General features: G+C 62.6%; 20 protein-coding genes. 14 read left to right on the top strand and 6 right to left on the bottom strand.

Annotated elements, in window-relative coordinates; all coding sequences use genetic code 11:
• Window position 1 precedes the first annotated feature (1 nt).
• The 5 genes from ABC729_RS19120 to ABC729_RS19100 all read right to left on the bottom strand — a co-directional run bounded on the left by ABC729_RS19120 (window position 2) and on the right by ABC729_RS19100 (window position 4,486).
• On the bottom strand, window positions 2–769 hold the full coding sequence (locus ABC729_RS19120; RefSeq protein WP_495609199.1) for an ABC transporter ATP-binding protein: 768 nt from the start codon (window positions 767–769) through the stop codon (window positions 2–4).
• Between the two features lies 1 nt (window position 770).
• A complete protein-coding gene (locus ABC729_RS19115; RefSeq protein ID WP_495609198.1) occupies window positions 771–1,910 on the bottom strand; it encodes an ABC transporter permease in 1,140 nt (379 codons plus the stop codon).
• Between the two features lie 108 nt (window positions 1,911–2,018).
• Window positions 2,019–2,816 (bottom strand): hypothetical protein, encoded by a 798-nt coding sequence (locus ABC729_RS19110; RefSeq protein ID WP_495609197.1) that lies wholly within the window; start codon window positions 2,814–2,816, stop codon window positions 2,019–2,021.
• Between the two features lie 135 nt (window positions 2,817–2,951).
• Window positions 2,952–3,731: an ABC transporter permease gene (locus tag ABC729_RS19105; protein ID WP_495609196.1), complete on the bottom strand. Its 780-nt coding sequence runs from the start codon at window positions 3,729–3,731 to the stop codon at window positions 2,952–2,954.
• On the bottom strand, window positions 3,728–4,486 hold the full coding sequence (locus ABC729_RS19100) for an ABC transporter ATP-binding protein (RefSeq protein ID WP_495609195.1): 759 nt from the start codon (window positions 4,484–4,486) through the stop codon (window positions 3,728–3,730). The genes ABC729_RS19105 and ABC729_RS19100 overlap by 4 nt, the downstream gene beginning before the upstream one ends.
• Before the next feature lie 110 nt (window positions 4,487–4,596).
• Between ABC729_RS19100 and ABC729_RS19095 the strand changes: the two genes are divergently transcribed.
• The 3 genes from ABC729_RS19095 (at window position 4,597) to ABC729_RS19085 (ending at window position 7,220) form a co-directional block, all read left to right on the top strand.
• A complete protein-coding gene (locus ABC729_RS19095) occupies window positions 4,597–4,953 on the top strand; it encodes a hypothetical protein (protein WP_495609194.1) in 357 nt (118 codons plus the stop codon).
• On the top strand, window positions 4,953–5,711 hold the full coding sequence (locus tag ABC729_RS19090; RefSeq protein ID WP_495609193.1) for an SDR family oxidoreductase: 759 nt from the start codon (window positions 4,953–4,955) through the stop codon (window positions 5,709–5,711). Before ABC729_RS19095 ends, ABC729_RS19090 begins: the two co-directional genes overlap by 1 nt.
• Before the next feature lie 165 nt (window positions 5,712–5,876).
• Window positions 5,877–7,220 (top strand): glutamine synthetase family protein, encoded by a 1,344-nt coding sequence (locus ABC729_RS19085; protein WP_495609192.1) that lies wholly within the window; start codon window positions 5,877–5,879, stop codon window positions 7,218–7,220.
• Between the two features lie 72 nt (window positions 7,221–7,292).
• Here the strand turns inward: ABC729_RS19085 and ABC729_RS19080 are convergent, their stop codons facing one another.
• Window positions 7,293–7,763, bottom strand: coding sequence for an outer membrane protein assembly factor BamE (locus tag ABC729_RS19080; protein WP_495609191.1), 471 nt, complete (start codon window positions 7,761–7,763; stop codon window positions 7,293–7,295).
• On the opposite strand from ABC729_RS19080, the gene ABC729_RS19075 reads away from it, so the two are divergent.
• The 11 genes from ABC729_RS19075 to ABC729_RS19025 all read left to right on the top strand — a co-directional run bounded on the left by ABC729_RS19075 (window position 7,749) and on the right by ABC729_RS19025 (window position 16,539).
• Window positions 7,749–8,531, top strand: coding sequence for a ubiquinol-cytochrome C chaperone family protein (locus ABC729_RS19075; protein WP_495609190.1), 783 nt, complete (start codon window positions 7,749–7,751; stop codon window positions 8,529–8,531). The two genes, ABC729_RS19080 and ABC729_RS19075, sit on opposite strands and share 15 nt — an antisense overlap.
• A gap of 50 nt (window positions 8,532–8,581) precedes the next feature.
• Window positions 8,582–9,166, top strand: coding sequence for a YceD family protein (locus ABC729_RS19070; protein WP_495609189.1), 585 nt, complete (start codon window positions 8,582–8,584; stop codon window positions 9,164–9,166).
• A 98-nt stretch (window positions 9,167–9,264) separates the two neighbouring features.
• Complete coding sequence (gene rpmF / locus ABC729_RS19065) at window positions 9,265–9,453, top strand: 50S ribosomal protein L32 (protein ID WP_054166525.1); 189 nt, start codon at window positions 9,265–9,267, stop codon at window positions 9,451–9,453.
• A gap of 49 nt (window positions 9,454–9,502) precedes the next feature.
• On the top strand, window positions 9,503–10,591 hold the full coding sequence (plsX, locus tag ABC729_RS19060; RefSeq protein WP_495609188.1) for a phosphate acyltransferase PlsX: 1,089 nt from the start codon (window positions 9,503–9,505) through the stop codon (window positions 10,589–10,591).
• On the top strand, window positions 10,591–11,565 hold the full coding sequence (locus ABC729_RS19055) for a beta-ketoacyl-ACP synthase III (protein ID WP_495609187.1): 975 nt from the start codon (window positions 10,591–10,593) through the stop codon (window positions 11,563–11,565). Before plsX ends, ABC729_RS19055 begins: the two co-directional genes overlap by 1 nt.
• Window positions 11,566–11,680: 115 nt before the next feature.
• Window positions 11,681–11,992 (top strand): integration host factor subunit alpha, encoded by a 312-nt coding sequence (locus ABC729_RS19050; protein WP_495609186.1) that lies wholly within the window; start codon window positions 11,681–11,683, stop codon window positions 11,990–11,992.
• Between the two features lie 8 nt (window positions 11,993–12,000).
• Window positions 12,001–12,531 carry a MerR family transcriptional regulator gene (locus ABC729_RS19045; RefSeq protein ID WP_495609185.1) on the top strand — a complete coding sequence of 177 codons (531 nt, stop codon included), beginning with the start codon at window positions 12,001–12,003 and terminating at the stop codon, window positions 12,529–12,531.
• 127 nt (window positions 12,532–12,658) lie between these two features.
• On the top strand, window positions 12,659–13,702 hold the full coding sequence (locus tag ABC729_RS19040) for an aromatic ring-hydroxylating dioxygenase subunit alpha (protein WP_495609184.1): 1,044 nt from the start codon (window positions 12,659–12,661) through the stop codon (window positions 13,700–13,702).
• A gap of 9 nt (window positions 13,703–13,711) precedes the next feature.
• A complete protein-coding gene (locus ABC729_RS19035) occupies window positions 13,712–14,443 on the top strand; it encodes a GntR family transcriptional regulator (RefSeq protein ID WP_495609183.1) in 732 nt (243 codons plus the stop codon).
• Window positions 14,444–14,461: 18 nt separating this feature from the next.
• Window positions 14,462–15,433, top strand: a complete 972-nt coding sequence (locus tag ABC729_RS19030; RefSeq protein ID WP_495609182.1) for a PDR/VanB family oxidoreductase — start codon at window positions 14,462–14,464, stop codon at window positions 15,431–15,433.
• 83 nt (window positions 15,434–15,516) lie between these two features.
• Window positions 15,517–16,539, top strand: coding sequence for a LacI family DNA-binding transcriptional regulator (locus ABC729_RS19025; protein WP_495609181.1), 1,023 nt, complete (start codon window positions 15,517–15,519; stop codon window positions 16,537–16,539).
• Window positions 16,540–16,564 lie beyond the last annotated feature (25 nt).

Genomic DNA, 16,564 nt, shown 5'->3' with positions numbered 1-16,564 from the left:
CCTAACTCCCTTTCGCCGCACTGGCCGCCCGACCACGGGGCCCATGAAAATAGTCGCGTATCCAGGGATGTTCCTGGCGCAACAGTTCGTCAATCGTACCGATCACCAGCTTCTTGTCCACCAGGACAGCGATGCGGTCACAGATGGCATAGAGGCTGTCCAAGTCATGGGTCACCATGAAAACCGTCAGACCCAGGCTTTTCTGTAACGACCCGATCAGATCGTCAAAGGCGGAGGCCCCGATCGGGTCCAGGCCCGCCGTCGGTTCGTCCAGGAACAGTATCTCCGGGTCCATGGCCAGCGCGCGGGCCAAACCGGCCCGCTTGCGCATGCCACCCGACAATTGCGAGGGGTACTTGGCCCCAGCGTCGGGGGGCAGGCCGACCATCGCCACCTTGACCCGCGCGATCTCCTCGATCAGGTCGGGCGGCAGCCTGGTATGTTCCTTGAGGGGAACCTTGATATTTTCCAGAACGGTCAGCGAGCTGAACAGCGCACCATCCTGAAACAGCATGCCCCAGCGGGCCTGCAGGGATAATTGTTCGGACTCCGACAGATTTTCCGTATCCTTACCCAGCACCTCGATCCGGCCGGCGGACGGGACCATCAGGCCCACAATCTCCCGCAACAGCACAGACTTGCCAGTGCCGGAGCCGCCGACAAGGCCGATCACTTCCCCCTTGTTCACTTCCAGGTCGACGCCATCATGCACGACCTGTTGGCCGAAGCGCGTCTTAAGACCCCGGACACGGATGACGGGTGCCGTCATGTCATATCCCGATATAGGAAAAGAGGATGGAGAAGATGGCGTCCAGGACGATCACCAGGAAGATCGATACGACAACGGAACGGGTGGTGAGCAGGCCCACGCTTTCCGCCGACCCGCTGACCCGCAGCCCTTCGTAGCAGCCGACCAAGGCGATGACCACCGCGAAGACCGGAGCCTTGATCAGGCCCACGAACAGGGTGGTGGTGCTGACCGCGATCTGAAGCTGACGTGCAAACTGCACGAAATTGATGTCCAGATAGGCATAGGCCATGACGGCCCCGCCGGCCAATGCCACCATATTGGCGAAGAAACCGATCAGCGGAAGGGCGATCAACAGCGCCAGCATGCGCGGCAGTACCAGCATTTCCACCGGGTCCAGGCCCAGGGTGCGCATGGCGTCCACTTCCTGGTTCACCTTCATGGTCCCGATCTGGGCCGTGAAGGCGGAACCGGAACGACCGGCGACGATGATGGAGGTCATCAGGATGCCGATTTCCCGCAGCACACCAATGCCCAACAGGTTCACGACATAGATTTCGGCCCCGAAACGACGCAGCTGATCCGCACCCTGATAGGCCAGAACGATGCCGATCAGGAAGGAGAGAAGGCCCACGATGGGCAGCGCGTTCAGCCCCACCTGTTCCAGATGGAAGAACAGGGGCTTCAGCCGAACACGGCCAGGGGTACGCAGAAGCCGGGCGGCGGTGACGGTAACCAAACCCAGGAAGTTCAGCATCGACAGGATATCCTGCCAGATGTTGATCGTTGCGCGGCCCACCCGGTCAGCCAACGGGAAAGCAGGCCGCCTTTCAGCCGGCGCCGGGTTCTTCGCCTCCGCCCCCGATGCCGCCCGCTGCACGTCCTTCAGCAGGGCGCAGAGGTCGGGGCGGGCGCCGACAACGGCCACGACATGGCCCTGCCCGCGCAATCGCTTGATCAACCGGTCCAGCAGAAGCGCGCCGGCCGTATCCAGGGCCGTCAGGCCCGAGAGGTCGAGACAGACCGGTGCGCCCTTGCGGCCCGGCATACGGTCGCGCAGCATCGGGCCCAGCCGTTCGGCGGACACAATGTCCCACCGGCCGGATGCTGCCAGCACGAACTGATTCTCTTCCCAATTGGCGCTTAAGGTTCCGGTCTGCACGTTTCTGGCCCATGGTGCGCCGCATCGAACGGCGACGCACCATGCCAATTGACATTACCGGACAGGGTGGGTCAACAGCCCGTGAACGGTGTGTCACCAATGACCATGTCAGGCCATGGCAAACCACGACGTATCGATATAGGCCTGACGGCCTTCCTCCTGCCCCCAGTTGACATAATGGACCAGGGGATTATGGCCGGAGGCGACGACGTCAGGGTTGCTGACCAGATAGGCTGAAACATCGAAGAACGGGGACGGGTCGCGCCCCTCCTGCCAGCCATAAGTGTCAAAATGCGTCCAGGCATCCATGCCGGCGGACGCAACATCAGGATTGGCCTCAAGATAGTAGTTGGCGTCGAAATAGAGATGGGTTGACCGGCCCTCTGCCGCACCATAAGCCGCGAAATGATCAACCGCCGCCATGCCGCTGCCGGCGACGTCGCCATAGATATGAGCGTAGTAAGCCACGTCGAATCCATTCGTCGCCTGATAGGTGCGGTTTTCGAACTGGCCATACAGGTTGAAATGCGCTTCCCCGTCTTCGAACTGGCCTGCCTGTACGGCGGCCAGGACGTCGGGATTGCTCTGCAGGTAGAAATCCTCGTCAAAGCCGTTCTGGAATGGGGTTGCCTCGAACAGGGGTTTCACACCGTCCGCAAAGACCGCGAACTGCACATTGCGAAGGGTGTCGGTGCCATCAGCGCCACTGATCGTGACGACGCCGTTTTCGACGTCGATATCATAATCGCCCGAAACGCCAGTGAAGATGGCCGCATTCAGGCCACCGGCGCCATCCAGCGCGTCATCCCCTGTTCCGCCGACCAGCAGGTCGAACGCGACGCCGCCCGTCAGATTGTCGGCGCCTGCCGTACCACTGACATGGTTGAACTGGCTGTAGGTCGTCATTTCCTGTCTCCGTCGTTTCTGTTAGGCCGCAGGCCCTGTGGGGTGCGGCACATGGCGTTAACGCCGGACGGAGATGATGGGGGCCGAGGGCAATGGCGTTACCCGCGCCGCTGTACCGACGGAGAGGTGCAGCACCTACCCCGTAGCGCCAGGGTGCCAGCGACGCAGCAGCAGGCGCTGTACCCAGCTCAGCAGGGCGAAAATCAGAATACCCAGAACGGAGAGCAGCGCGAGGGCCGCGAACAGGCGCGGCATGTTCAGGCGGTTGCCCGCCTCGATCACCCGCCAGGCCAGCCCCGTCGCGGTCCCCGACCCGGCCACGAATTCCGCCACCACCGCCCCGATCAGGGCCAGACCGCCGGAGATTTTCGCCCCCGCCAGGATGTAGGGCAGCGCCGAGGGCAATTGCAGCCGCCACAACACCTGCCAGCGGCTGGCACCATACAGCCGGAACAGGTCGCGCAGGTTGGGATCGACGGCAGCTAGCCCCGCCGTGCTGTTCGACAGGACGGGGAAGAACGCCACGATCCAGGCCAGGATCAGCAGCGACAGGTTGACCCGTTCATAGCCCACCCAGATGACGACCAGAGGGGCGATAGCAACGATCGGGGTAACCTGAAGAATCACCGCGTAGGGGTAAAGGGCCGCTTCCAACGCCCGAGACTGTTTAAACAGCACCGCCAGCGCCACGCCGCTGGTCAGGGCCAGCAGGAAAGCCTGTAGCGTGATGATCAGGGTGATCCAACTGGATTCCAGCAACAGCGGTGCGTCGTTCCACAAGGCCTTCGCAATGGCGCTGGGCGGGGGCAGGACGAAGGGTGGGATATCCCACGCCGTCACGGCCCCCTCCCAGCCCAGCACGAACAGCAGACCGACCAGCGGCGGTAAAAGACGCCTTGTCCACAGCTCGTTCATGCCGCCACCTCCATCGCGGCGTGCAACCGATCAGACACGGCGCGGCAGATTGCCCCGTAATCCGGACCGGTTCGTACCGACAGATCGCGTGGAAAGGGCAGGTCAACCGGCATCTCCGCCACCACCCGGCCCGGGCGGGGCCCCATGATGGCGATGCGGCCTGAGAGATAGACGCTTTCAAACACTGAATGCGTCACGAACAGGGCCGTGAAGCGCTGCGCCTGCCACAGCGACAGCAGATCGTCGTTCAGCTTCAGCCGGGTGATCTCATCCAGCGCCGCAAACGGTTCGTCCAGCAGCAGCAGGCGCGGGTTGGTGACCAGGGCGCGGGCCAGCGACGCCCGCATCTTCATGCCGCCCGACAGTTCCGCCGGGAAGGCCTTCACGAAATCACCCAGGCCGACGTGGGCCAGACCCTCCGCCGCACGCGCATTGCCCTCTGCCTTTGGTACACCAGCCAGATCAAGTGGTAGGCGGACATTGTCGATGATGCGGGCCCAGGGCATCAGCGTCGGTTCCTGGAACACAAAGCCGACATCCCCCCGCGCCACCGGCTGCAGCCAGTCCAGCCGCCCGCCCGTGGGCTTCATCAGTCCCGCAACCAGCCGCAGAATGGTGCTTTTGCCGCAACCGCTCGGGCCCAGCAGCGATACGAACTCCCCCGCCGCGACCCACAGATCGACGCCATCAAGGGCGCGGGTGCCGTTGGGATAAGTGAGTGACAGGCCGGTCAGGCGGAACAGATCACCCGTCACTTAGCCGTTTCCGATCTTTTGCCAAAGGCGATGCATCAGCCTGTTCCTCTTTCGCTGCCGGGCTGATATTAGCCCGGCATGTTGTTTTGTCGAGCCGCAGGGCCGTTGCCATGATCCCCTCCCCCCATTTCCAGATATTGGTACGCGAGGTGGCGGTGATGCTGCCGGTGGCGGGGCATGCGGACGATCTGGATTGCCGCATCAACCTCCGCCTGGGCACCAATGTCACGGGACCGTTCACGGGCGATCCGGATGATATTTCGATGACCGTCGATTATTCACAGATCGTGCGGCATATCCTTGGCCCGTTCCGGGATAACGGGCCGTTTGCGGATGCCGAGGGGGTTGCCAGGGCGCTGGGCCGCTTCATCTTCGCTTTCGATGGCCGCATCCTGTCGCAGAAGATCAGCGTGGCCTCTCCTGCCGATATCGGCTTTGCCTGTCAGATCGACCTGGAGCGCTCCTGATGACCCCGCCGCATGCCGTTCTGATCACCGGGGGCGCGCGGCGCTTGGGGGCGGCCATGGCGCTGGCCTGTGCCGATGCCGGCATGGACGTCGTCCTGCATTACCGCACCGATGGGCCGGAAGTGGCTTCGATGCTGGCCGATATCCGTGCGAAGGGCGTCCAGGCCGCCGCTGTCGCCGCCGATCTGGCCGACCCGGCACAGGTGGCAGGCGTGGTGGCAGAGGCGGCAAAGGCCCTGGGTCGCCCCCTGACGGCGCTTGTGAACAGCGCGTCCATCTTCGAATGGGATGACATCACGACGCTGACGGCGGAACGGATGCTGGCCCATTACCTGCCCAACACGGTCGCCCCAGCCCTGCTTTCGCAGGCCTTGCTGGCGCAGCTGCCGGAGGGGTTACAGGGTGCCATCGTCAATATCCTGGACCAGAAGCTGGCCAGCCCACATGGCGACCATATGAGCTATACGCTCTCCAAATACGCGCTGATGGGGTTGGGGGAGATGCTGGCGCGGGCCGGCGCGCCCCGCCTTCGGGTGAATGCCATTGCACCAGGACTTATCCTGCCGGCCCCAGGTCAGGCGCAGGCCGAATTTGAGCGGCTGCATGCGCAGAACCCGTTGGGTGTCGGGCCAGGGGCGGATGATATCGCCAAGGCCTGTGTTTATCTGCTGGAAAGTCCGGTCGTTACGGGGCAGACGCTTTATATCGACGCCGGACTGCGCTTCGCCGGTTTGGGCCGGGATATCAGTTTCTATTGAAAGCTGCCGATCCCGGCTTGCCTGCCCCCCCTGACCTCTGCCTATACTCAGCATATCCGAAACAACGTGGAGGGCTGCGGGCGTAGCACCATTTCCCAGCCCCGAATGCCGGACAAGGTTCCGGCTGCGACGGGTGCATCTGGGCCGCCAACCCGTGGCGTTATCATGAGTACATTGGAAGAATTCATCCGCTCCCGGCGGATTACCGAAGTTGAATGTCTGGTGCCGGATATGGCCGGCATTGCCCGTGGTAAGATCGTGCCCGCCGAAAAATTCCTGCGCATCCTGCGGGATCGGGGCCTGCGTCTGCCCGAATCCATTTTCATCCAGACCGTTACGGGCGAATACCCGGAAGATGAGGATGTGACGAGCGTGGAGAACTGGGACGTCTATATGACGCCCGATCCGGCCACCGTCCGTGTCGTGCCCTGGTACAATGAACCTACCGCCCAGGTCATTTGCGACTGTTTTTACGCTGACGGATCGACCGTCGATATATCCCCCCGTTCGGTGCTGAAGCGCGTGCTGGCCCTGTATGAGGCGCGCGGGTGGAAGCCCATCGTGGCACCGGAACTGGAATTCTTCCTGGTCGCCGTCAACAAGGACCCCGATTATCCGCTGGTCCCGCCCACAGGCCGTTCTGGGCGACAGGAGAGCGGGCGTCAGGCCTATGGCATCGACGCCGTCAACGAATTCGATCCGATCTTTGAGGATGTCTACGATTTCTGCGAGAAGCAGGAAATCGACGTGGATACGATGAGCCACGAGGCCGGTGCAGCCCAGATCGAGATCAATTTCAACCATGGCGAAGCGCTGGAACTGGCCGATCAGGTCTTCCTGTTCAAGCGCACGGTGCGTGAGGCGGCGATCCGGCATCAGGTCTATGCCACCTTCATGGCCAAGCCCATGCAGAACGAGCCGGGCAGCGCCATGCATGTCCATCAGTCGCTGGTGGATGCCAAAACGGGCGTGAACCTGTTTGCCAATGCGGACGGCACCGACACGCCGCTGTTCCTGAGCTTCATCGCCGGTCTGCAGAAGTACCTGCCCTATGCGATGCCTCTGCTGGCGCCCAATGTGAATTCCTACCGCCGGCTGGTGCAGGGGTCAGACGCGCCCATCAATGTGCATTGGGGCCGCGACAACCGCACCACGGGCTTCCGCGTACCGGTCAGCCCGCCGGAGGCGCGGCGCGTCGAGAACCGTGTGGCCGGTGCCGACGCCAACCCGTATCTGGCGCTCGCCGCTTCCCTGGCCTGCGGCTATATCGGCATGACGCAGGAACTGGAGCCGTCGGACCCGGTGAAGGGCTCGGCACACCGTCTGGCCTTCTCCCTGCCCCGGCATCAAGCCGACGCACTGAACAAGTTCAACGGATGCAAACCGTTGAAGGAAGTCCTGGGCGAACGCTTCATCTCCGCTGTCAGCTATGTGAAGCAGGCGGAATATGACGCCTATCAGCGTGTGATCAGCAGCTGGGAGCGTGAGAACCTGTTGTTGAACGTGTGAGGCATGAAAATGAAAAACGCCGCGTGGGGTAAACCTCACGCGGCGTTTACATTTTGAAGCGGCTCTAACCGCTCACTTCTTCTTTTTCTTGTCGTCCTTCTTCTTGCGCGACGGCTTGGACAGGTTGCCCAGCAGCTGTTCGAAGAAATTCAGGTCATGGCCCACGGTCGGCGTGACGCGGGCGACGGGTTCGACATAGGCGGCCTCAGCGGCACCGTCCAGTTCCTTAATTTCCTGGACCGTTCCGCCTTCATCGAAGCGGACGCGGATGATGCGCTGGGCCGTGACCTCCGGGTCCAGGAAGGCGGTCTGTTCGGTGCGGCGACCGATGTAGTACCAGGTGGAGCCGTCAACAACGCCGGTTGAGGTCGGTGTGCCCAGCACATACTGGACCTGTTCGCGCGTCGTCTGACCGGTCTGAATCTGGGCCAGACGGGTATCTTCCACCAGATTGCCACGCTGGGCGACGATGGGGCTGCAACCGGTCAGAGCAAGGCCCAGAAGGCCGAAGGTCAACAGGGCGGTAGCATGGGTCTTGCGCATCAACGTGACGTCTCTCGAACCTTGGATGTGACCAACGGCGTGGTGCCGGACAATTCACGGGGCAAATACCCCATTACCAGCGGCGATTTGTCGTCGGCCCTGGTCCAGACCCGGTTGGGCATGCACCATGGCTTGACGACGGGGCCGCCGCCCCCTATCTGGCCGGTGACATTGGCACCGGCCTTGGCGCAATGTCAATGTCCGCAGCCTGCCAGCCATGGGAGAAGGCACGCCTTGTTCAGCCGTCTGTTCCAACGCCCCCGGCGTGAACGCACCATTGCCGCCCTCTATGGCGCCATTGTGGCCCAATCGCGCCTGCCCGTGTTTTTCAGCGAACGGGGTGTGCCCGATACGCTGGAAGGACGGTTCGAATCCGTGTCGCTGCATGCCTGGCTGGTCATGCGCCGGCTAGCCATGGGGGGCAAGGCCACGGCCGAGTTCAATCAGGGACTGTTCGATTTCATGTTCGCTGACCTGGATTTCAACCTGCGTGAAATGGGTGCGGGCGACATGAAGGTGGGCGACAAGGTGAAGGACCTGGCCAGCCACTATTATGGCCGCGTCGGCGCCTATGATGCCGGGATCGCGGCCAAGGATGACCCGTCGGTTCTGGAATCGGCGCTGGACCGAAATCTTTATGGCTCCACCCTGCCCGATCCGACGCACGTAAAGGCCATGGCGGACTATACCCGCCGCCAGTTGGCGCATCTGGAGGCCTTTCCCATTGAAAGGCTGTTGGCCGGCGAGGTTGAGTTCGCCTCGACCTGAGCTGTCGCCTGTCCTTATATATACGTATCTCATCCGAAGGATTTCCCGCCATGACGGCCCCCCTACCCGAACTGTCCCGCATCATCATCGCCGACAAGGTGACGACAGCCGGCGGGTTCGAAGTTGTGAAGGCAACGGACGCGGAATGTGCTGCACTCGCCGAACGATTCGATCTGGTCTCCCTTTCCGGCTTGACGGCCAAAATGCGCCTGCGCCGGGTGCGGTCGGAGTTTGTGAAGGTGACCGGGGAGTTGGAGGCCGATGTCGTCCAGCGCTGCGTCGTGACGCTGGAGCCGGTTCCCGCACACGTTAAGGAGGAATTCTCCGCCCTCTACGCGCCTGACCATCTGATCCCCAAGGAGGAAGAGGACGGCGAGAGCGACCATTTCCAGTATCTGGGCGGTGACGAAGACTTCCCCGAAGCGATGCCGGGTGGCAGGATCGATATCGGTGAGTTGGTAGCACAGAACCTGTCGCTGGCACTGGAGCCTTATCCCCGCAAGGAAGGGGTCGAATTCACCCCGATTCTGGAGGATGTGGGCCCCGATACTCTGTCCCTGACCGAGGACACCCCCCCGGAACCGCCCCGCCAGAACCCTTTTGCGGCCCTGTCCCGCTTAAAGAAGCCCTCTTGATCCGGTTTCGTACTTGCCCTCGCACACCATATCCAGTATTCAAGCGCCTCTGTCCGGGCGGCCCTAGCGGTCGCCTTAAAACATTGTGAGTTACGATCATGGCCGTTCCTAAGAAGAAGACCTCCAAGTCGAAGCGCAACATGCGCCGTTCGCACGATGGCTTGACCGCCGCCGCCTACAACGAGTGCGGCAATTGCGGTGAGCTGAAGCGCCCGCACCATGTCTGCGGCTCCTGCGGCCACTATGACAGCCGCGAAGTGACCGCGACCGCCCCGGCTGCTGCCTGATAGCCGGACTGGTCCAGGTTTTCGCGGGTTATAGGGACGTCGAACGGAAGTGACAACGCGCCTGCGCATCGCCTTGGACGCCATGGGTGGCGACCATGCTCCTGACATGGTCGTCGCCGGCGCCGACCTTGCCCGTGAGCGCTGCCCTAACGTCGATTTCCTCTTCGTCGGTGACGAAGCGCGCATCAACGCCCTGCTAGAGCGCCATCCGGCCTTGAAGCCCATTTCCACGGTCAAGCATACGCCTGACTTCGTGGCAATGGACGCCAAGCCGTCGGTGGCGCTTCGTGCTGGGCGCAATTCCAGCATGCGGCTGGCCATTGATGCCGTCGCTGCGGGCGATGCCGCCTGCGTGGTCTCTGCCGGGAATACCGGCGCCCTGATGGCCATCGCGAAATTCGTGCTGAAGACCCTGCCGGGCATCGACCGGCCAGCCATAGCCTCCATCCTGCCGACACAGCGGGGGGAGCTGGTGATGCTGGACCTGGGTGCGAACCTGGAATGCGACGCCGACAATCTGGTGCAGTTCGCCGTGATGGGTACGGTGTTCAGCCGTACCGTTCTGGGCCTGCTGAACCCGACCATCGGTCTGTTGAATGTCGGGTCGGAAGAACAGAAGGGGCATGAGCAGATTCGCGAGGCGGCAGCCGCCCTGCGCGCCACGCCGCTTGCCCCCTACTTCCACGGTTTCATCGAAGGCAATGATCTGGCGCTGGGCACCGTCGATGTCGTGGTGACCGACGGTTTCACGGGCAATGTCGCCCTGAAAACGGCAGAAGGAACGGCAAAGCTTTATGCCGAGTTCCTGAAGCGGACCTTCCGGTCCTCACTTCTGGCCAAGCTGGGCTATGTGCTGGCATCGGGTGCCTTCAACAAGCTGCGTCAGCGCATGGATCCGCGCCGGTATAATGGCGCCATGTTCCTGGGTCTGCGCGGCATTTGCGTGAAAAGCCATGGCGGCACCGATGCCGTCGGCTTCTCCAACGCCATTGCCGTGGCCGCCAACATGGCCAATCACGGTTTCAACGAAAAGATCCGCGACCAATTGGCGGTGCTCCAGGCGGCCCTCAATGCCGCCGCCGCTGCCGATCGGGCCAAGGACGAATGCGCAACGGGCAGCGAAACGGCGGTGCAGTAATGGCCATCCGGTCTGTGATCCTGGGCTGCGGGTCCTATTTGCCCGCAAAGGTGATGACGAACGCCGACATTGCGCAGGTCGTCGATACCTCCGACGAATGGATTACGGAACGGACAGGCATCAAGTCGCGCCACATCGCGGCAGATGGCGAACTGACCTCCGATCTCGCCTATAATGCCGCTGTCGCCGCCATGTCCCATGCCGGCGTAACGGCGGATGAACTGGACCTGATCGTTCTGGCCACCGCGACGCCTGACAACACTTTTCCCGCCACCGCCGTGAAGGTGCAGGCGCGCCTGGGCATGACGCGCGGTGCGGCGTTTGACGTCCAGGCCGTCTGTTCTGGCTTCATCTATGCCTTGTCAGTGGCTGATAATTTCATCAAGGCCGGTCAGGCGAAGACCGTGCTGGTCATCGGGGCTGAAACCTTCTCCCGTATCCTGGACTGGAACGACCGTACCACCTGTGTGCTGTTTGGTGACGGGGCCGGGGCGGTGGTGCTACGGGCCACCGACGGGGCGGGCACGGCAGAGGATCAGGGCATTCTGTCCACCCATCTGCATTCCGACGGCAATCACCATGATCTGCTGTATGTCGATGGCGGCCCATCCAGCACGCAGACCGTGGGTCATGTCCGTATGCGCGGGCAGGAAGTGTTCAAGCATGCCGTCGTGAACTTGGCTGATGTGGTCAAGGAAGCGCTGGCCGCCAATGGCCTGACGGCCGATGCCATTGACTGGCTGGTGCCACATCAGGCCAACCGGCGCATCATTGAGGGTACGGGCCGCAAGCTGAAACTGCCCGCAGAGCGTGTTGTGGTGACGGTCGATCATCATGGCAATACCTCGGCCGCCAGCATTCCGCTTGCCCTGGCCGAGGCCGTGGCCGATGGCCGCATCAAGCGCGGCGACCTGATGCTGCTTGAAGCCATGGGCGGCGGTTTCACTTGGGGTGGGGCGCTGGTGCGCTTCTGATCCCCCCTGCCCCGCATTTCTGCGGTGTGGGATCAGCATTTACCGCCAACCATCTGAATTGACGGATTTCTCCGGTCCCGGTACCGTCATTCCCTGATAACCGGGGAGGACGAACATGACCGAAACTGTCACCCGCGCGCAGTTGAGCGAGGCCGTCTATCAGGAAGTCGGGCTGTCCAGGAACGAATCCGCTGATCTGGTGGAAAGCGTCCTGAACGAGATTTCCGACGCGTTGGCCAATGGCGACATGGTCAAAATCTCTTCCTTCGGCAGTTTTGCTGTCCGATCCAAGGGGCAACGCATCGGTCGCAACCCCAAGACGGGTGAGGAAGTGCCGATCCTGCCGCGCAGGGTCCTGGTTTTCCGCGCCTCCCACGTCCTGAAAAGCCGCATTAATGAGCGGTTTGAAGTCGGCGCGAAAGGCTGAGCCTGTCAATGATCGAGGAAGCCGGCGAAGGTGCGCGATCCAGGTCCGTGGCGTCGAAATCCGCTTCGGCCTTCCGCACCATCAGCGAGGTTTCCGTCGATCTTGAGGTGCCGCAGCATGTTCTGCGCTTCTGGGAGACCAAGTTTCCACAGATCAAGCCGCTGAAACGTGGTGGCGGCCGTCGCTATTACCGCCCCGACGATGTGGAGCTGCTGCGCCGGATTCAGTCGCTGCTGTACCAGGACGGCTATACAATCAAAGGCGTTCAGAAACTTCTGCGCGAGTCGCGGGGGCTGGCCGGTCTCCCCCCGCCCGGTACCCGCATGCCCAGCCTGTTCGACGAGGATGAGGCGGGCGACGACGGCATGGCCGATGAACTGGCCCTGATGGTCGCGCAGGCGGAGCAGGATGAAACTCCGGCTCCGGAAAAAAAGGCCACACACAAGCGGCGGGTGAAGCAGACCCTGTCGCCCGAGATCAGGGAAATTCTGTCTGAAATCCTGATGGATTTGACGGCCCTGCGCCGGCTGCTGGACTGAGAGTTTCAGCGGAGGGATCCTGCTCCATTTTTCATGTACCTCCCCCATCATTTGCCCATCGACTCACATCCGAATGAGCTGTATACAGATAATTGAATTATGAAACATAACATTGGGAGGGCGGTCGATGGGCGCGAGTTTCCCCCTGAACGCTTGGTATGTCGCTGCCTACGACGTGGAGGTTGGGCGAAAGCTCCTGCCCCGCACCATCTGCGGAAAACAGGTTGTTTTATATAGAAAACTGGATGGGACGGCGGCGGCGCTGGCCGATGCATGCTGGCACCGTCTACTGCCTTTGTCGCTGGGCCGGCTGGAGGAAGACCGGGTGGTCTGCGGCTATCACGGCCTTGCCTATGATGATACGGGGCGATGTGTATACATGCCGTCGCAACACACCATCAACCCGTCGGCATGCGTGAAAAGCTATCCGCTGGTTGAACGTTACCGCTTCTTGTGGATATGGCCGGGCGATCCGGCGCTGGCCGATCCCGCCCTGATCCCTGACATCCACTGGAACAATGATCCGACCTGGGCCGCCGACGGCAAGGTCATCCATGCCAAGTGCGATTACCGGTTGGTGGTCGATAATCTGATGGACCTGACGCACGAAACCTTCGTGCATGGCAGTTCCATCGGCAATCATGCGGTCGCAGAGGCACCGTTCACCGCCACCCATTCCGATAGCACGGCCACCATCACCCGATGGATGGTGGATATAGAGGCTCCGCCCTTCTGGGCCGACAATCTGGGCCGCAAGGACCATGTGGATCGCTGGCAGATCATCAATTTCACCGCTCCGTCTACCATCATTATCGAGGTCGGTGTGGCTCCCACCGGTACGGGCGCGCCCGAAGGCGACAGGTCCAAAGGGGTGGATGGCCGGGTCATCAACTGCCTGACGCCGGAAACGGAGACCACCTGCCATTATTTCTGGGCCTTCGCGCGGAATTTCGACATCCACAATCAGGCCCGCACCCATAAAATCCGCGAGGGCGTGGCCGGCATCTTCCGCGAGGATGAACAGATCCTGGAGGCCCAACAAAAGGCCATCGACGCCAATCCCGGCCATGTCTTCTACAACCTCAATATTGATGCCGGGTCGATGTGGGCACGCCGCCTGATTGACCAGATGATTGAGCGGGAGAACCGCCCCGCCCTGGCCGCGGAGTGAGGGATTGTCATGAGCTATAACAAGGAGGCGGCGCAGACGGTGCGCGCACTGGCCGGCATCCGTGACCTGATCCTACGGGGCGATGTGGTGCCGGGAGAGCGGTTGTCAGAGCCGGGGCTGGCGGAACGGCTGGGTATTTCCCGGACACCGATCCGTGCGGCACTGGCCCGGCTTGAACAGGAAGGGCTTCTGGAGCGCGTACCGGCAGGTGGGCATATTCCCCGCCGCTTCACCCTGGCGGAGGCCATCGACGCTATTGAACTGCGCGGTGTGCTTGAGGGCACAGCAGCCAGGCTGGCCGCTGAACGGGGTGTGGAACCGCGCCGGATGCTGGCCATCAACCGGGTACTGGACGCCATTGACGCGGCCTTGGCCCCCAACCCGTCCGACCCGCCGCTGGAACGCTATATGGCGCTGAATGCGGAGTTCCATACCCTGCTGTCCGGCCTGTCGGGCAGTGAGACTATCGAACGGGAGATCGACCGCATCACCAGCCTGCCCTTCGCCTCGCCCAGCGCCTTTCTGGACAAGCCGGGCTCGGTGGTCGTGCCGCATTCGCTGGCCCTCGCCCAGGCGCAGCACCGCGCCATGGTGGAGGCCATCAGCCTGCGCGAAGGATCACGGGCCGAGGCGGTGGCGCGTGAACATGCGCGGCTGGCGCGGCGCAATCTGGAACAGGTGATGGACGGCGATGGTGACGCACGCCGCCGGTTCCCCGCCCTGGCGCTGGTCGCCGGCTGAAGAGTTCGGAGAACATCCATGAAAAATGATGCCATCTGGCTGGACGCGGTTGTCACCACGGCCCAAGATATTGCAGACGGTGTACGCCGGATTGAATTCGCCGCTGCCCAGCCGCTGCCGGCCTTCGATCCCGGCTCCCACATCGCGATCCGTACCAGCATAGCGACTGGTCACGCCATTCGGACCTATTCTTGCCTGCCCGATGCCTTGCCGGGCCATGTGGCCGTGGGCGTGAAGCTACATCCCAACAGCCGGGGCGGATCGCGGTTCATGTTCGGCCTGCGGCCCGGTGACAAGGTGCGGATAACGACGCCGGAGAACAGGTTTGAGCTGTCCTGGCGGGCGCCGGATTATCTGCTGCTGGCCGGCGGCATTGGCGTCACGCCGATCTTCGGCATGGCGCAGGCGCTGACGGCACGCGGGGCCAAGGTGCGCATGGAATATGGCGGGCAGAGTTTGGCGGCGATGCCTTTCATTGCGCGGCTGCGTGACCTGCTGGGTGACCAACTGGCGCTGTACCCGCAGGATCAGGGTGCCATGATCGATCTGGACGGGGCTATCGCCAGCCTGTCCGCCGAGGGTGAGCTGTATATCTGCGGCCCCCTGCCCATGCTGGAGGCGGCCAAGCGCGCCTGGACCAAGGCTGGCCGACCGATCAGCCGTTTCCGGTATGAGGTATTTGGCGACACGGGCCGCCTTACCGAGGCCCCCTTCACTGTCAGCGTGACTGGTTACCCAGGACAGGTGGCCGTGGCGCCCGACCAGTCGCTTCTTGATGCGCTAAACGATGCGGGTATCCCGATGATCCATGATTGCCGTCGCGGCGAATGCGGCCTGTGCACGGTGGAAATTCTGTCACATGACGGGGAAATCGATCATCGCGATGTCTTTCTGTCGGACGCGGAGAAGGCCAATGGAAAGCGGCTTTGCGCCTGCGTCTCTCGTATCGCGGGGGGGCACGCCGTGATCGATACCGGCTATCGGGGCTGAGGCAACCACCATTGCAATTGCGGCAAATTGTGATCTGAGCAAGAATGGGGGCCATCTCCATTCTTGTTGTCGGAACGGGCCGCATGGACGCAATCAAGGAACGCAGCCTGCGCCTGGAGGATCTGGCCCGGCAGGCCGGCGTGTCTGTCTCCACCGTGTCGCGGGCGTTGAGCGGCAGCGGCGTCGTCAATGCCAAGACCAGACGGCGTATCCAGGAATTGGCCCATGCCGCCCAATATGACGCGCCACCCCGGCGGGCGCGGCTGCCGTCGCGGGACAGCATGGCCCCGGTGACCGTTGTGATGCCCCCGGTCCATGAGGGCAGCCAGAGCGTGGATCCGTTCAGCCTGGGCCTTATCGGCGGGATCAGTCTGGCCATGCGCGAACGCGGTCTGGATATGGCCATCAGCCACGCCGCACCAGCGGATGGACGGGCTCTGGCCGATTATCTGGATGAAAACCGGGCAGACGGTCTGATCTTCCTGGGCCAGAGCCAGTTGCACGAGGCGCTGAACCGCTTCGCGCGGGAGGGGCGGCGCTTCGTCGTCTGGGGGGCGGTGGGAGCGAATCAGGCCTATTGCTCCATCGGTAGCGACAATTTCAAGGGCGGCCATCGTGCCGCCATCCATCTGGCCCGGCTAGGCCGCCGCCGTATCGCCTTTCTGGGCGATGTACATACGATCGAACTGTCGCAACGCCATCAGGGCTATGTGGCCGCCTTGGCTGAAATGGGGCTGGAGCCTGACCCACGCCTGCATCGCCGTTGCCGGCTGGTGCCCGACGCGGCCGCAGAAGCCGTTGACGATCTGGTCGATCAGGGTGTGGCGCTCGACGCCATTGTGGCGGTCAGCGATCTGGTGGCCATCGGGGCCATCCGCGCCTTGAACCGTCGCGGTCTTTCGGTGCCGGACGATGTGGCGGTTGTCGGCTATGACGATATTGAAATCGCAGCCCACACCCACCCCGCCCTGACCACCATCCGTCAGGATACGGCCAAGGCGGGCCGGCTGCTGGTGGCCAAGCTGTTACGCCTGCTGGCCGGCGATCAAGCCTCTTCCGAACGGCTGAATACCGACCTGATCGTCAGGGATTCCTGCGGCGGCTGAGTTTGCGGATTATTTGTTGCAATTG

This window comes from Niveispirillum sp. CC-CTL257 (genome assembly GCF_059489915.1).
This window is presented reverse-complemented; position numbering and strand designations above follow the sequence as displayed.

Bases quoted from the DNA above. Each gene is read 5' to 3' on its own strand.
- ABC729_RS19025 (WP_495609181.1), top strand. From the start codon at position 15,517: ATGGACGCAATCAAGGAACGCAGCCTGCGCCTGGAGGATCTGGCCCGG.
- ABC729_RS19040 (WP_495609184.1), top strand. From the start codon at position 12,659: ATGGGCGCGAGTTTCCCCCTGAACGCTTGGTATGTCGCTGCCTACGAC.
- ABC729_RS19085 (WP_495609192.1), top strand. From the start codon at position 5,877: ATGAGTACATTGGAAGAATTCATCCGCTCCCGGCGGATTACCGAAGTT.
- ABC729_RS19045 (WP_495609185.1), top strand. From the start codon at position 12,001: ATGATCGAGGAAGCCGGCGAAGGTGCGCGATCCAGGTCCGTGGCGTCG.
- ABC729_RS19110 (WP_495609197.1), bottom strand. From the start codon at position 2,816: ATGACGACCTACAGCCAGTTCAACCATGTCAGTGGTACGGCAGGCGCC.
- ABC729_RS19075 (WP_495609190.1), top strand. From the start codon at position 7,749: ATGGGTCTTGCGCATCAACGTGACGTCTCTCGAACCTTGGATGTGACC.
- ABC729_RS19055 (WP_495609187.1), top strand. From the start codon at position 10,591: ATGGCCATCCGGTCTGTGATCCTGGGCTGCGGGTCCTATTTGCCCGCA.
- ABC729_RS19035 (WP_495609183.1), top strand. From the start codon at position 13,712: ATGAGCTATAACAAGGAGGCGGCGCAGACGGTGCGCGCACTGGCCGGC.
- ABC729_RS19080 (WP_495609191.1), bottom strand. From the start codon at position 7,763: ATGCGCAAGACCCATGCTACCGCCCTGTTGACCTTCGGCCTTCTGGGC.
- ABC729_RS19030 (WP_495609182.1), top strand. From the start codon at position 14,462: ATGAAAAATGATGCCATCTGGCTGGACGCGGTTGTCACCACGGCCCAA.
- ABC729_RS19105 (WP_495609196.1), bottom strand. From the start codon at position 3,731: ATGAACGAGCTGTGGACAAGGCGTCTTTTACCGCCGCTGGTCGGTCTG.
- ABC729_RS19090 (WP_495609193.1), top strand. From the start codon at position 4,953: ATGACCCCGCCGCATGCCGTTCTGATCACCGGGGGCGCGCGGCGCTTG.
- rpmF (WP_054166525.1), top strand. From the start codon at position 9,265: ATGGCCGTTCCTAAGAAGAAGACCTCCAAGTCGAAGCGCAACATGCGC.
- ABC729_RS19095 (WP_495609194.1), top strand. From the start codon at position 4,597: ATGATCCCCTCCCCCCATTTCCAGATATTGGTACGCGAGGTGGCGGTG.
- ABC729_RS19050 (WP_495609186.1), top strand. From the start codon at position 11,681: ATGACCGAAACTGTCACCCGCGCGCAGTTGAGCGAGGCCGTCTATCAG.
- ABC729_RS19070 (WP_495609189.1), top strand. From the start codon at position 8,582: ATGACGGCCCCCCTACCCGAACTGTCCCGCATCATCATCGCCGACAAG.
- ABC729_RS19120 (WP_495609199.1), bottom strand. From the start codon at position 769: ATGACGGCACCCGTCATCCGTGTCCGGGGTCTTAAGACGCGCTTCGGC.